A 13,947-nucleotide genomic window follows, 5' to 3' on the forward strand; every position below is an offset into this window, starting at 1 on the left:
GACTAAATTTGGGGATTTTTCGGAAAATTTTGAGCTATTTCCCTATCCCCCTATCCCCCTATCCCCCTATCTCCTTTTCTCGTTAACTTATTTTTCTTTGAAACAGCCCTGCCCTTAAAAAAGGGGGACTTTGAGTATGGCTCCCCCCTTTTTTAAGGGGGGCTGGGGGGGATCATAATCTTGCGGAAAACTTTGAAAACACGCCCTAGAGGTTAGCCGTCGGCGACAAGTCCCGGTATGGGACTTGATTTTTTCGACCCATCTCTATTCGAGTTGCTCGGTGTTGATTTTCTGGATGTTTAATCTCGCCATCATTGCTGAGGAGAGCAATAACTATGAAAGCTATTGCTACGCAAACAAAGATCACTGATCCAGGACGACTTTCGTTGATATAGCGTTCACGATTGCACTTTAGACAGACGTAATGATCTGCGTTTTGAGAATCCTGAATCCAGGGACAATACATCTGATCGCATTTCATGATTATAACCCTCAAGTCCAGACTATAATAAAGAGAATATCTCGCAAAGCTAACCAAAGCTTGACAGTAGTTTACTGAAAATATTTAAGACAATGGCTCAACTATGTAAGTTAGGTTTTGGAGCCCCACAACATAAACCATCTTGCCAGCTTAAACGGTTGTAAGTTGATTATATTTGGTATCAAAAAATAGCAGTTAAAACGAATTATGACGCCCGTATAAACTGGAAATATTCCAGTAAAACCTGGTTTTATGCCTGGTTATTGTTGACTTTGCACTGTTGACTATGCACCCTTAATAAAAATCAAATCACTTGCAAACCGAAAAAAGGAAACTTAATGCACTTTTTTCGCTTCTAATAGTTAGATGCGTAGATCCTGATTATGTGACAAAACGTTTGAGTTACACAGACAGGACTTACGCACAGACTCCATGGGTAGGGTGGGCAAAACCTTGCCCACCCTACAGGTAGCATTAAATTGAGGGATTTGCGTCAGTCCTAACAGATAAGCTTTGACGTACTTATAGCAATTCTAAGACTCATGAGGTACACACTATTAGTCTCACTCCACCCCTTACCCGCGCCCAGGTTACGCACTCCCCACACTCTTAACCCTACACTCTTAACCCTATTCCCATTAACCCAGGACGAAGTACATCAAGCAATTGAGAACTTGATAACTGCTATATTTTCCTTTAATGTGCCCCCAAAAATTGCGTTATTTCGGGTCGCTATATCCAGAAAATTATCACTTCTTAAGGTTAAGAAAGAAAATTTTCCTCAGTTTCTCCAAAGCGCGACTTCCCCTACGACGCACCTTGTTAATAGTTGTTTTGGTAATGGCAGTGTCTGGTTCCAACTCTGACGATATCTGCTCCCAGCTCAGCTCACGAAAGAATCGCATCACCAGTAGTTGGTGAAAGTCCGGCTTGGTTTGCTTAAGTTCCTTGAGGGCTAAAGCTAGGATCTGTCCTAGTGTGCCATCACAGTCAAGGTCGTCCCTTGGGCTACCAAAAATTTGGCTTTGCATCATGTGCCCGAGATTCTGGATTAACTTTTTTTCCGATAGTTCCCTCCTTTTCTTTTGCAAAATAATGCGCTCCCCAACTTTCTTCGCCCACGCCTCGGGGTTTTTAATCGGGCGTTCTAAGCGCTCGACTTCCGCTGCCTTCTCCGATACCTGGCTGAGGATGTCGTCCGAGTCACACCGATGCCGCAATTTGCACCCCCACAAGAGCTTGTCATAGTACCCTTTGAGATACTGGACTTGTAGAGGATCTAAGGGCGTTAATCCCCAGTTTTTTGGTGGTAGAGGACTCATGCATTTACCTCAGTATTACATAGTGTTGATTGGATGCATCTCAAAGTTGTAAATCTATAACGAGGGCGATGCAGTGGCCTCACGGGGGTTTCCCCCATCAGCGACTGCATCAAGACAGTGAGATGCATTTGTTTGGGTTGTCTAGACCCTAAGCAATCATTAAGCGACAGATCTCTTCCATGTCCTCGTTTGAATTGCTCCAAATAGCTGCTGGTTTGCACTCACTGATATTGGTTTGCCAATTAATATTGTCTGGTGGCGTACCAAATCTAAAGTGCAGGGTGACCAGATCTTTGGAGGAATTATTAGCCATTAGGTGATATTGCTTGCGGTCAATGCAAACCACTTGATTCTCCCCAAACAGCTCGCCAGGTCTGGAGGGCATTTTGTCAGGCTCTAGGCCCTCGTCTTGGTTAGGGAAGCGATGGGTCATTTCTCCTTTGTAGACGAAGATTGCATCTAGGGACTGACCGTGGTGGTGGGCAGTGCTACCTTGCCCCGGTCTCCAGCCAATCATATAAATGGTCAGGGCTGTGGTTTGAAAAATGGCTTTGCGCGAGAAGTGTTGTTCATCAAAGCTGATATATTGGTCGAGAAATCTGTGCTTCAGTTTGGTTTGGGTTACTAGTTCCTTAAAAGTTTCAAACGTCACTTGATGGGAGGGAACCCGCGTAAGATTATAAGCAAGGTTCTTGATGGAAAGGGAACTCACCACCAAGTCGTAATCAGGTATTGCCCCGGTGCTGAGTTGGTAGTCAATTAACTGATCTGCTTGGCACAGCCAATAGTTTAGTTCTTGGTCGTACCGGCTATAGCTTAGGATCTCTGTGATGCTTTGAGCATCTTGTGATGACAACTCAGGTTGGGTCACTAGGCGACAGTACTCTGTGACCAGCTTGGCGAGCTGTTGGTCGGAGCTGCCAAAAAGGTTTACGTGGTAGTTAGTTTCCATAAGTTTTCAATTTGTCATTTTCTTTCCCTCCATAAACTTTAGATGCACAAACAGCCAATGTGTGACACCAGCCTCTGAATGCAGATCGCCATGGTGCATCTCATATTTGTAAAAAAGAAGGGAAGTGTAGAGAGTGTGGGGCGGGGGCGCGGGGAGTGTGGGGCGGGGGCGCGGGAAGTGTGGGGTGCATCTGACACCGATTACAAGCTGATTTTATCGGTCTAAAGCACTGGCCACCCTACGATTAATTTTATTAAAAATATAGACAAAGAAAAACTATTTTCTAGGTAATTTAATGTCGGTGGGCAGGGGTGCATCTCATTAAAGTTGTTTGACCCAGTGGGTGGAACGGGCATCAGGCGTGGAACGGGCATCAGGCGTGGAACGGGCATCAGGCGTGGAACGGGCATCAGGCGTGGAACGGGCATCAGGCGTGGAACGGGCATCAGGCGTGGAACGGGCATCAGGCGTGGAACGGGCATCAGGCGTGGAACGGGCATCTTGCCCGTTTCCTTCCTCGGGCGGGCTGTCCTAACACTGCCAAAGAAGCGGAAAATGAGTGCGAGCCCTTCCCTTACGCAACCTACGCAACATTTACTTCTGTTGTGGTTCAAGAGGCGATCTGAGTCAAGTTCAGATCGCACTCTATCAAGTTTGGTTCAATAAAAACTAAACGAATTCAAATACAGAATCGTTCAAATCGAGACCTATGGGGGAGTTTTCTATCAAACCAATCAAATCATTTGAACCGGAACTTTCCTGGATAGTGTAAATTCCTAGTCCCTGAACCACATCTCCAGAATCAAGGATGACGGTTTCTTCTTGCAATTCATAGCCAGCAGAATTTCCGTGGAGTTGAATCCTATCCTCAAAGAGATTCAAATCTGTGATGATAGCAAAATCACTCTCGCCTAGATCGTCATAGTAAGCTTGATTAGCATCACCAAGCACAAATAGATCTCCTCCAGAACCACCAATTAACGAGTCAATTTCGTTCAAACCGGGTGTTATTGCCAAGGGATTAGCGCCAAAGAGAGTATCATTGCCATCACCCCCAAAGAGAGTATCATTACCTATGCCACCCTCAAGGGAGTATCATTACCTATGCCACCATCTAGTAAGTCATCACCAGCATCGCCAAACAGTTCGTCAGTGCCGCCACCTCCCCAAAGGGTGTCATTTCCGGGGATAATAATTATAGGCTGCTCTTCTGGAGCATTGCGATCGCCAAATAGCCGATCGTATCCACCTCCACCACGCAGTTGATCATCATCACCCAAACCAAAGATTCTGTCGCTGTTGTTTGTGCCAGGTAGCACATTAGGATTGCTATTACCAAAAATATCTGGCATTCATGATTGCTGTTTCATTAGCTGATAGCTGACAGCTGTTCGCGCAGCGTGCGCGTAGCGCAGATGCTTACCTAAAAGCTAAAACTTGGTAGAAATATTCCCGATACAAATTGCAGCGAGAACATAGTTACCCTGTCGCTCTACCAAGCCCATACTGTGTAGTTTGTAAATCTCGATCGGATTTAGTTCCACTGGCTCAGATGAGGTGACAACTTTCTTGAGGGCCTGAAGCAACTCTGGTAATTGTTGCAGTGTTTCTAAATGTCGCCGCAAATGGTTGCTATAAATACCTGCTTCTGTTGGTGCATCTTGCCACAACTGCTGGAATGTTACCTTGCCAGAGCCAATTTCATACATCGCCAACCGTACCAGATAGGGATGACCAGATACCATTGTCATTAATTTCTCTATCTGGGCATTCTCCCAATTTAGTCCATGGAGATGAGCCAAATTTTTTACCTGCTGTTGGTCAAACTCTCGCAACTCTACTGGAATTCCGGCGTTAAAGGGAGATTGATTTAAGTCCAAGGGAATATAAACTTCTGTAGAATGTGCTATCACTAGCCGCAGTTGCTTCCAGATATCTGAAATCTTGGCTTTCTCATGCCAGCTGCGCAGCATCCCTAAAAAGTCTTCTATTACTTCGGGGTAGGGGAAAACTCGATCGACTTCATCCAATGCTAAGACCAGGGGAGAATCTATTTCTGCCAGTAAATACTCTTCAAAATAGACTGTGCAGTTATCGTTACTCCCCAAAATCTCTGTATCCCAATAATCATTTAACTGATTGTCTAACTTTAATTGCCGACCAACTTTCAAACAGAGCCAGCGTAGGAATTTATCTAAATCCGTTAAAATGGCTCGGTCTACACTGCTCAAATCTAAATACACCGTTTGAAAATCCTGGGATTGAGCATGAGCTAGAATCCTCATCATTAAGGAGGTTTTTCCCATTAGCTTTGGTGCTTTAATCCGAATCAGGGAACCAGGCATAATAACGGTATCGTAACCGAGAGATTCGATGCTGTCTCGCTCCACATAAAGAGGTGAATCCAGCGCCACCCAACCCGACGGAAATGGTAGCTTTGTTAGCGGCTCAGATGGTGGCTGCTCTCCATTGGTGCCCACTGATGTACCTTGACACTTTTTCCATGCTCTTCTCAGTGCTTGTTTGAAACTCTTTTTGGTAACCCTTTCTCCTAATGCTTCTGAGAGCTTATTCCATAATTTGTTGCCGATATCTTTGTTAAGATACTCAGCACTGTAGCCATACATATTGGCGATCTGATCATAGGTTTTCCCTTCCCAGGAACCCTGAAGTACTTTGGCTTCAATGTCACTGAGATGTTTGCCTGTATTTTTGAAGACAACTTGATCAGCAGACTCTTTTGCTTGTATCCAAGCTAACTCTGATTCTGAGTCTACTCCAGAGACTACACTCAGAACTGGATGGGAGGGGTAAAACTCATCAAATGCTTGAGCAATCATGTCAGTAAAAATGTTTTGGGAATATTAGGGCAAGGCAAGAGGCAAACGTTGAGGTAGGGTGGGCAGTGGCTAGCAAAGCGATTGTCAGCTTTTCAATTGGTCTTATCCACTGCCCACCCTACGGCTCACTACGGCTCACTCTATGCTATGAGGTACAAATAGATCCCCCTAAATCCCCCTTATCAAGGGGGACTTTGAGGTTTAGAAGCGTACCTCATAAATCCTATAAACGCTATAGTACTTATCACCCTGTTGTTGGCTATTTATGCAAGACGTCGATATTTTAATTTATTTTAAATAATTTTTATTTTTGTTAACTAAACAACTATCAAAAGGTATCAAAAAGTCAGAAGCGTTGAACGTTTTAAACATTCAACGCTTCAGTGCTATTATTACTACGGATTAAGTAACTAACGCAAATTCTTTCTCATTTGTAACGTTTGCTAATTGATTAATCAGGTTTGTTTAAGGAAAAGCTGATTAATCAATTAGCAAAGCTGATTAATCAGTTATCGAACTCAAGTTTTTTTAAGCCAAAGCTGGAAACCATTAAGGAAAGGTGATTGATCAGTTATCGAACTCAAGTTTTTTTAAGCCAAAGCTATAAATGCTTACAACAAAACTTATATATCAGCTGACAAATCAAAATTAGCTTGTGCCTGACTTGGTGCATAATTTTGATAGTTATTCACGATCGTACGAGACAACCGCAGTGCTTCTAAACGACTAACTTCTAGGTTTTGGGCTGGAATCTTATGCCAGATATCCAAGCTTTGTAAGCGCTTTCTGGTTTTGCCTGCTGCCCCTACAATAAATACTTGACGACCTTTATCTAAGGCTTCTTGAATAGCATTTTCCAAAGCTAGGGTAGCGGTAACACCTAAAATAGGTACATCACTGAAATCCAGAATCAGTACATCAAAACCTTCAATGGCATTGTGTTGACGGGAAATTGCCTTGGCAACCCCAAAAATCATCGGTCCACTGAGATGAAACAGTACAATACGACCGTCACCTTGATCCAATAGTACTTTTTCTTCCTGGGAAAGCTGAATTTCCTCATCGTCATAGGTAATCGCCTTAACACTGTCTGCTCTATGAGCACTAAGACGCTCAATGGTGAGGATATTGGCAATAAATACTCCTACTCCCACGGCCACAATCAAGTCAACAAAAACAGTCAGTAAAATCACCCCGTACATAATCAGGGATGCTTTCCAAGAAATTTTATGGGCACGCTTGAGGAAACCCCAGTCAATAATATCAATACCTACCTTGAGGGCGATACCAGCCAAAACAGCAAGGGGAATACTTTTGGTGAGGGGGGCAGCCCACAGCACAACTACTAGTAATGCTAAAGCACGGGCGATTCCAGAAAGGGCACTCCTACCCCCGGCTTGGATATTAACCACAGTTCCCATGGTTGCGCCAGCCCCAGGAATACCGCCAAATAAACCGGATACCAAATTACCTAAACCCTGACCCATCAACTCTTTATTAGAATCATGTTCGGTGCGGGTTAAACTATCAGCCACCAGGGACGTTAGTAATGCATCAATGCAGCCCAGTGTAGCTAGCACCAAAGCATCAACCACCATTAACTGTAACTGTTGAGTGGTAAACACCGGTAGACGCAAATTAGGCAAACCAACAGAAATTTCTCCAATACGGCTAATATCTACCCCAGAGAAAAATACCAAAGACAAAACTGTTCCCAGAATTAAGGCTACCAACTGGGGTGGTAAGATGCGTTTCCATTTGCGGGGCATCAAAACAAGAATTGCTACCGTCAAAACAGCTAAAACAGTTTCAATCGGGTTGATGTTTGCTATCAGTGTGGGCAAATTAGTAACTGTGCCAACAACACCACCCCCAGGGCTATCTTGACCCAAGAAAGGAGCAGTTTGCAAAATAATTAGTATGATTCCAATACCCGACATAAAACCGGAAATGACGGTGTAGGGCATCAACGTAATGTATTTGCCTAGGCGCAGAAAGCCAAACAGAATTTGAAAAATTCCGGCTAACATGACCACGGTAAACGCCATAGCCATGCCGTTTTCTGGATTAGCAGCGGTAAGGTTAGCAATTACCGCTGTCATCACCACCGTCATGGGACCAGTGGGTTCAGAAATTAGGGTGGGAGTACCTCCAAATACCGCAGCAAAAAAGCCGATTAATACAGCACCCCACAAACCAGCTTCTGCTCCAGCACCGGAGGCGACACCGAAGGTAAGAGCCATGGGGAGGGCGATAACGGCGGCGGTTAGTCCACCAAAAATATCCCCCCTAATGTTACGAAAGTGAATTTGGTTAGTTAGTTGCATAGTTAAATGACATTTAGGTAATTGTTACATTACATGTAGGTAACTACTTTTTACTGTACTGCAAATACATCCATTAGATTTATTTAATGATCTTACTAAAATCATTTACTTAAGTCTATAGTCAAGGCACAAGCCCCAGAAACATAAGCCTTTAACTTAATATTAATAATTTATTAATAAGTACCTTAACTTAAGAAAAACTCATGGCAATTATCGATTTGCTTTATCGGCAGGGGAGATAGGGACCCACCCCTAACCCCTCCCAGGAGGGGAATGGGGAGATGGGGACCCACCCCTAACCCCTCCCAGGAGGGGAATGGGGAGATGGGGAGATGGGGAGAGAGATGTAGGGTGGGCAGTGCGTACCAACAGGATTGTGAGGTTTTGAATTGGTCTGAAGCACTGCCCACCTGACCAGTAATTTTATTAAAAATCTAGATAACTATTTGATAGTTAATTTGATGTCGGTGGGCAGTGCCTAACATACCGATTACAAGCTGATATTTTCGGTCTTAGGCACTGCCCACCCTACGATTAATATAGTTAATTTGATGTTGGTGGGCAGTGTTGAAAATACCGATTATAAGCTAATATTATTGGTCTAAAATACTGCCCACCCTACGATTAATTTTATTACTATTCCCGATTCCCGATTCCCGATTCCCGATTCCCGATTCCCGATTCCCGATTTCTTAATAAAAAAAAATTTTCTAAACCCCTTGACACTCTATTTATTTATTGATAAATTAATAATGTCAACAAACTCAAGAGATAATTTCAGATGAGTAACAATTTTCCTCCTTCCGACAACCAAGGTGCCTTACCCAAGAAAGCCAAGCTCCTTTTGATCGGTTCTCCTGAAAAGGTTCGCAAAACAATTAATGCCATTTATTCCCTTAAGTATGCGGAGCCGGACGAGTGGAGCACTCCGGAGCCTACCGGAAAGCCTGGTGAGGTTATGACCTTTTTGATTCGATACTTTTACATAGATTAAGATAGGAGTTTGCCAGGGTTGCCCCCTGGCAAATCAGGAATTGTCAAGGATGTTTGGTGAAGGAGGATGAAGCAACATGAAGCAAAATGAGTTGGGATGTTATTGCTTTTCAGCAGTTGCTGACTAACTCGGGAATCATGCCATAATTGAGATCTGAAATTATCGATTTTGAGCTGTACTTGTGGAACGTTAAAGTACAGAATTCGGTCAAGGATTGGGGTTAACCAAAACTTGACCGATTTTTTTTAGGGAGTCGGGAGTCGGGAGTCGGGAGTCGGGAGTCGGGAGTAGGGAAAAAATCCTGTGTACCTAATTAATATGAGAAACGCTGTAATTATCCGATGTATCAGTTATTTCCCGGATTGGTCAAACCGCTGTCTGATATTGGTGCGAATATCTTCCCAATCGTCAGCTGTCATTGGTGTTGGCTCTGGGCTACTTAGTCCTTTAAGAATTTCCATTTCTAGGGCGTATCTAGTTTTCTGCTTTTGGTCAGCTCGAATTAGCTCTCGAATGTACTCGCTAGTGCTGCTATAACCCCCTAAGGCTACCTGAGCTTGAATAAACTCTTTCATCTGAGAGGGCAGGGCAATGTTCATTGTGTCCATTGGGATACCTAGTTACTTACTACTTGTTTATAGCTATATTGTCAATAATTGCCAATGGATTGTCAATGTAGAGACTGGCCCCGCACTCAACCCAACTCCAACGCCTATGTTAAGGGTTGTTATTACTTAGCCTGCGCCCTACAATAAAAAGCGGGAACAAAAAAATGTGAGCCAGCTGCAATTACCCCTAGATCAGCTATCAGCTAATGCGCTACGTCACAGCGTCGTTCGCACAGCGTGGCCAAACGCGCCCCGCGTGGCCTAAAGGCCAAGGCCAAAGCCTGTGCCACGTTACTTGAGGTGCTATCAGCTGATGCCCTTGGCTGACGGCTGACCGCTGACGGCTGACCGCTGACTGCTGACCGCTGACCGCTGAATGCTTACAGTCAAGCTTTTCGAGCTTAGTAGTACAAATCTATAAAATAAAATATATAAGCTGCAAGAACAATTAAGTTTAATTGTAAGAATTCAGGTGAGGGGGGTTGACAAAACTGAAAAAATCGGTAACCTAACAGCATGAGCAGAAAACTCGCACTGAACAAGCTAGAGCCAAAAGCCCTCAAACAACTGGCAAGGGAGCAGTTGGTATGGCTGATATTGGAGCAGCAAAAGTACATCAAGCAACAGACGACACTTCAAAAAAGTCATTCCCTAGTTCCCTATTCCCTATTTCCATTAATCCACAACTTGTGTACCTCACCTATTTAAGAAATGCTATATACCGATTTCAGCTTTTGACTTATAAGGAGAAACGGGATGTTAAGGGTCTTGGTGGGTAAGTCCTGTGGGAGATCAACCTGGTATTGAAAGTTTCCTGCATAACTTTTGGTGGTTAGCCGGATAAGTCTATAGATACTGAAAAATCAGCGATCAGCTATCAGCGATCAGCTATCAGCTGATGCCCTTGGCTGACGGCTGACGGCTGACCGCTGAATGCTTACAGTCAAGCTTTTCGAGCTTAGTAGTACAAATCTATAAAATAAAATATATAAGTTGGAAGAACAATTAAGTTTAATTTTTACATCTTTGACCCACAAAGTAAATGAATACTCCTCCCTTAGATGAGGCTCTCAAGACTTACGAAATAGCCCTTGATAACCTGGAAGATTCAGCATCACCGATGTCTGAAGAGCAAATTATTGCAGTTTTAAATGCTAGGGATTTTGTTCACGCTACTGTTCAGGCAAAAGTTTACCATTATTATCACGAACAAAAAACCCTTGTTGCCTTGGATGTGCGCCTCAAACAAAATGCTTGGCAGATCAGCAAAGTTATTGATTTTTCCAGCTGGCGAACTAGTTTGGAACCCCCAGACACAGCTTGGTGGTGGCATTTAGAAACAGAAGCGGAGCTTGCCCGCTGGCAATGGTGGGATTGGTTATGGCGAGGATTGAGCATTGCTGGCTGGACGGCGAATCTTGGCTTGTTAATCGACCTTCTGCCTCGTTTTCTGATAGCAGGCACTGGATTTGCGGGAGCAGTAGCAATTGCTTTTCCCAGTCTTTTGACCTTATTACAAGCGATAAGCGAACTAACGGAAACCGGACAAGAAGGATTTGATAAATTATTAATCCGACTGGGTATTCCCAAGCATTTTCATGGGGAAGCCCAGCTCGGGGCGACGGAGTTATTACTGCTAATCTTACTAGGTTTTCACTTTTATCTGCCCAATTTTTCTAATTTTTCTAATAGAAGAGGTTTTGAAAACTATAACAAGGGTCAACTCGCCAGTGCTGAAGCCCACTATCAGCAAGCCTTAGCCCTTAATCCTGATAATGTCAAAGCTCACTACAACTTAGCTGTAGTATACGAAGATTTACAACAGTTTGACAAAGCCAGAACTCAATACCAATTCGCCGTAAAAGGCGGTTTTGTTAAAGCTTATAACAACTTAGGTCGCTTGCATATTCTTAACAACAAACCCTCCTTAGCTATCCCCTTACTCTTCAAAGGTTTAGCCGGGGCTGGGCAAGCAAGCATCAAAGTTCGATACGACCTGATGAAAAACTTGGGTTGGGCTTTACTCAAGCAAGGGCGAGAGGAGCAAGCAGAACCAATTCTCCGGAGCGCGGTCTCTTTAGGCAGTAGTCCAGAAGGTATTGAAAAAATCAGCAATCGCGGTTCAGCCCACTGCTTATTAGCTCAGGTTTATCAAGGACAAAACCAGAAAACCAAAGCCCTTACCCAGTGGCAAAAATGTTGTCAATTGGGGTCAAGTGCTAATCCTGATGAGGATCTGTGGCTGGGCTTAGCTCATAAAAAATTAAAGGAGGACAATCAATCATGTGGTCAAAACAATCGAAAACCTTAATTGCCTTTGCACTGGGGCTAGGTGTGGCAGTTACTTTCATCAAACCTGCCCTGCCTCAAATACCAAGGTTTAACCTAATTATCGCCTTGGGTCCTCCAGGTGAAGTCAAATTCCAGAAGCCCGATTGGTCAAATTTTCAACCAGCTTCTATTGGTGATGTACTCAGGGGGGATTATCAGCTGTTAGTAGGCTCAAATGCTACCGTTGAAGTGCTGTGTTCCAACTGGACAACCTGGAAACCTGAACCGGGAAGAACTTCCACCGTTAATGAAGGCTGTCCTACCGCCGGAGATAGTAGAATAATTCACTCAGAGGATTATACCGCTCCTACTAGGGTAGCAAATAATCAAAACATTCCTTATCTATTAAGTCCGAGGAACACATCCTTACTCGACAACCGACCCACCCTACGCTGGCATCAGGTTGAAGGTGCAGAAAGTTATTCTGTTAGGATTCGTGGACAAGGATTAGATCTAGACTGGAAAACCCACAGTAGGGAGACAGAAATTCTTTATTCAGGGGAACAACCTCTACCACCTGGTTATTATTGGTTAATTGTTGAGACTGACAACGGTAAACGTTCTATAGAGGAAGGGGTATTTGGTTTTCGGGTACTTGATAAAAAGAAAGCTACCACCCTATTAAAAGAAGTAGAGGAACTCCAGCAAAAACAGTTAAGTGAAGAAGCAAAAACCTTAGCCATAGCCCATTTTTACCTCAGCGAAGATTTGAAATATGATGCCATTGATATCCTCGAACAAAGCATCAAGGAGGGTAAGACTTTGGTAGCCACCTATCAACTGCTAGGGGATACCTACACAGAAGTGGGATTAAATCGACTGGCAAAGGAGCGTTACCTCAAAGGTTTAGAACTGGCTAAAGCAGCATCAGATTTAAACAGTCAAGCGGAAATACAAAAGAGTTTAGTAACTATCAGCTTAATTATTGACAGTAAAGAGGAAGCTTTACAGTGGTTGGAAAAAGCCCAAGTTAGTTATCGGGCTTTAGGGGATGAATCAGAGGTGCGTCAACTAGAAGAGAATAAAAGTAAAATTTGACAGGCGGCTCTGGATTGAAGGTATGGGGTATCGGTATGGTTTAAACTTATCAATCAAATAGCTTACAGGTCAAAATCCTCGGGATTTATCCCTTTCGCTTTTAATTGCTCCAGTAATGCTTTCATACGATTTCGTTCAAGCTCTAAAGCTTGCTGTGCTTGTTCTAAAGCTTCTTCCGCTTGTTCTGCTCGTTGACGTTGTTGTTCTTTCTGCTCACTAATTTCTAAATAGCTAGCAAAAGGCTCACCATTGGGATAATACAGCACCAATTGAGATGCTACTAACTCAAAGGTAATTCCTAAACGGGGACTCACCCAACCAAGCATCTGAGGGATGGGTTCTAGTTTTTCTGATGAACGCAACCAACCTTTTAGTTTTGCTCTATTTGGATCATAGAGATAGTACTCTTCTACTCCATGGGTCTGGTAAAACTTGAGTTTATCCTCTTCTAATTCTTTGATGGTGTTGGTTTCGGAGGCAATTTCAAAGGTGACTTGGGGATTAAGATTATCTTCAACCCAGGTCTTGTAAGAACGCCGATGCCCTTTGGGTCTACCGATAACTACCATCACATCGGGGGCTTGGTTGATTTTGGGTTGTCCTGGTACTGGATACCACAACAAATCCCCAGCGACAAACACATTGGGGTCATCTTTGAAGTGGACTTCCAGGCCATACTTAATGGTGGTAATTAGTTCAAATTGAAGGGTATTGTCGGCCATTGGTTTGCCGTCACTTTCGGGATAAAAGATGTCATCGGTGGTGGGAGTAAGTTGCTGAACCATAGGAAAAATTGTTTGGGTTAATGGGAGTCGGGATCCCCCCTAGCCCCCCTTAATAAGGGGGGAATGGAGTAGGGAACAGGAAAAATCCTGTCTACCTGATTACTAGGAGAATTGCTAGAGATTATAGGTTAAAATCCTCGGGATTTATCCCTTTGGCTTTTAATTGCTCTAGCAATGCTTTCATACGAATTCGTTCAAGCTCTAAAGCTTGCTCCGCTTGTTCTGCCCGTTGGCGTTCTTGTTCTTTTTCGAGCCTTTCGAGCTCTGCC

At 43.7% G+C, this 13,947-nt stretch carries 15 protein-coding genes and 1 pseudogene; 6 read left to right on the top strand and 10 right to left on the bottom strand.

Features of this window, described 5'->3' with window-relative positions:
- Window positions 1-205 precede the first annotated feature (205 nt).
- The 3 genes from F6K51_RS18570 to F6K51_RS18580 all read right to left on the bottom strand — a co-directional run bounded on the left by F6K51_RS18570 (window position 206) and on the right by F6K51_RS18580 (window position 2,755).
- The gene (locus tag F6K51_RS18570; RefSeq protein WP_293022672.1) at window positions 206-481 is read right to left on the bottom strand and encodes a hypothetical protein; all 276 of its coding nucleotides are present in this window, start codon (window positions 479-481) and stop codon (window positions 206-208) included.
- A 749-nt stretch (window positions 482-1,230) separates the two neighbouring features.
- Window positions 1,231-1,803, bottom strand: coding sequence for a hypothetical protein (locus F6K51_RS18575; protein ID WP_293022675.1), 573 nt, complete (start codon window positions 1,801-1,803; stop codon window positions 1,231-1,233).
- Between the two features lie 148 nt (window positions 1,804-1,951).
- Complete coding sequence (locus tag F6K51_RS18580; RefSeq protein ID WP_293022678.1) at window positions 1,952-2,755, bottom strand: cysteine dioxygenase family protein; 804 nt, start codon at window positions 2,753-2,755, stop codon at window positions 1,952-1,954.
- A 331-nt stretch (window positions 2,756-3,086) separates the two neighbouring features.
- On the opposite strand from F6K51_RS18580, the gene F6K51_RS18585 reads away from it, so the two are divergent.
- Window positions 3,087-3,290, top strand: coding sequence for a hypothetical protein (locus tag F6K51_RS18585; protein WP_293022681.1), 204 nt, complete (start codon window positions 3,087-3,089; stop codon window positions 3,288-3,290).
- 134 nt (window positions 3,291-3,424) lie between these two features.
- Here the strand turns inward: F6K51_RS18585 and F6K51_RS18590 are convergent, their stop codons facing one another.
- The 4 genes from F6K51_RS18590 to F6K51_RS18605 all read right to left on the bottom strand — a co-directional run bounded on the left by F6K51_RS18590 (window position 3,425) and on the right by F6K51_RS18605 (window position 7,922).
- Entirely contained in the window at window positions 3,425-3,772 is a 348-nt protein-coding gene (locus F6K51_RS18590) for a hypothetical protein (RefSeq protein WP_293022684.1), read from the bottom strand.
- A 56-nt stretch (window positions 3,773-3,828) separates the two neighbouring features.
- Entirely contained in the window at window positions 3,829-4,107 is a 279-nt protein-coding gene (locus F6K51_RS18595; RefSeq protein WP_293022686.1) for a hypothetical protein, read from the bottom strand.
- 78 nt (window positions 4,108-4,185) lie between these two features.
- Entirely contained in the window at window positions 4,186-5,595 is a 1,410-nt protein-coding gene (locus F6K51_RS18600) for an AAA-like domain-containing protein (protein ID WP_293022688.1), read from the bottom strand.
- Between the two features lie 623 nt (window positions 5,596-6,218).
- Entirely contained in the window at window positions 6,219-7,922 is a 1,704-nt protein-coding gene (locus tag F6K51_RS18605) for a SulP family inorganic anion transporter (RefSeq protein WP_293022691.1), read from the bottom strand.
- A 273-nt stretch (window positions 7,923-8,195) separates the two neighbouring features.
- Here F6K51_RS18605 and F6K51_RS18610 point away from each other — a divergent pair, with 273 nt between their 5' ends.
- Window positions 8,196-8,336, top strand: a complete 141-nt coding sequence (locus tag F6K51_RS18610; protein ID WP_293022694.1) for a hypothetical protein — start codon at window positions 8,196-8,198, stop codon at window positions 8,334-8,336.
- Between the two features lie 367 nt (window positions 8,337-8,703).
- Window positions 8,704-8,916 carry a hypothetical protein gene (locus F6K51_RS18615; protein WP_293022697.1) on the top strand — a complete coding sequence of 71 codons (213 nt, stop codon included), beginning with the start codon at window positions 8,704-8,706 and terminating at the stop codon, window positions 8,914-8,916.
- A gap of 350 nt (window positions 8,917-9,266) precedes the next feature.
- Here F6K51_RS18615 and F6K51_RS18620 read toward each other — a convergent pair whose 3' ends face one another.
- The gene (locus F6K51_RS18620) at window positions 9,267-9,524 is read right to left on the bottom strand and encodes a type II toxin-antitoxin system ParD family antitoxin (RefSeq protein WP_293022699.1); all 258 of its coding nucleotides are present in this window, start codon (window positions 9,522-9,524) and stop codon (window positions 9,267-9,269) included.
- 516 nt (window positions 9,525-10,040) lie between these two features.
- Here F6K51_RS18620 and F6K51_RS18625 point away from each other — a divergent pair.
- From F6K51_RS18625 to F6K51_RS18635, 3 genes are all read left to right on the top strand, one after another.
- Window positions 10,041-10,232: a hypothetical protein gene (locus F6K51_RS18625; protein WP_143727904.1), complete on the top strand. Its 192-nt coding sequence runs from the start codon at window positions 10,041-10,043 to the stop codon at window positions 10,230-10,232.
- A 334-nt stretch (window positions 10,233-10,566) separates the two neighbouring features.
- Window positions 10,567-11,835: a tetratricopeptide repeat protein gene (locus F6K51_RS18630; protein ID WP_293022701.1), complete on the top strand. Its 1,269-nt coding sequence runs from the start codon at window positions 10,567-10,569 to the stop codon at window positions 11,833-11,835.
- On the top strand, window positions 11,808-12,893 hold the full coding sequence (locus tag F6K51_RS18635) for a hypothetical protein (protein WP_293022703.1): 1,086 nt from the start codon (window positions 11,808-11,810) through the stop codon (window positions 12,891-12,893). The genes F6K51_RS18630 and F6K51_RS18635 overlap by 28 nt, the downstream gene beginning before the upstream one ends.
- 62 nt (window positions 12,894-12,955) lie before the next feature.
- On the opposite strand, the gene F6K51_RS18640 is transcribed toward F6K51_RS18635, so the two are convergent.
- Entirely contained in the window at window positions 12,956-13,678 is a 723-nt protein-coding gene (locus F6K51_RS18640; RefSeq protein WP_293022705.1) for a Uma2 family endonuclease, read from the bottom strand.
- 121 nt (window positions 13,679-13,799) lie between these two features.
- Window positions 13,800-13,947 (bottom strand): annotated as a pseudogene (locus tag F6K51_RS18645) (Uma2 family endonuclease); the annotation flags it as partial.

This window comes from Moorena sp. SIO3I8 (genome assembly GCF_010692325.1).
GTDB lineage: Bacteria > Cyanobacteriota > Cyanobacteriia > Cyanobacteriales > Coleofasciculaceae > Moorena.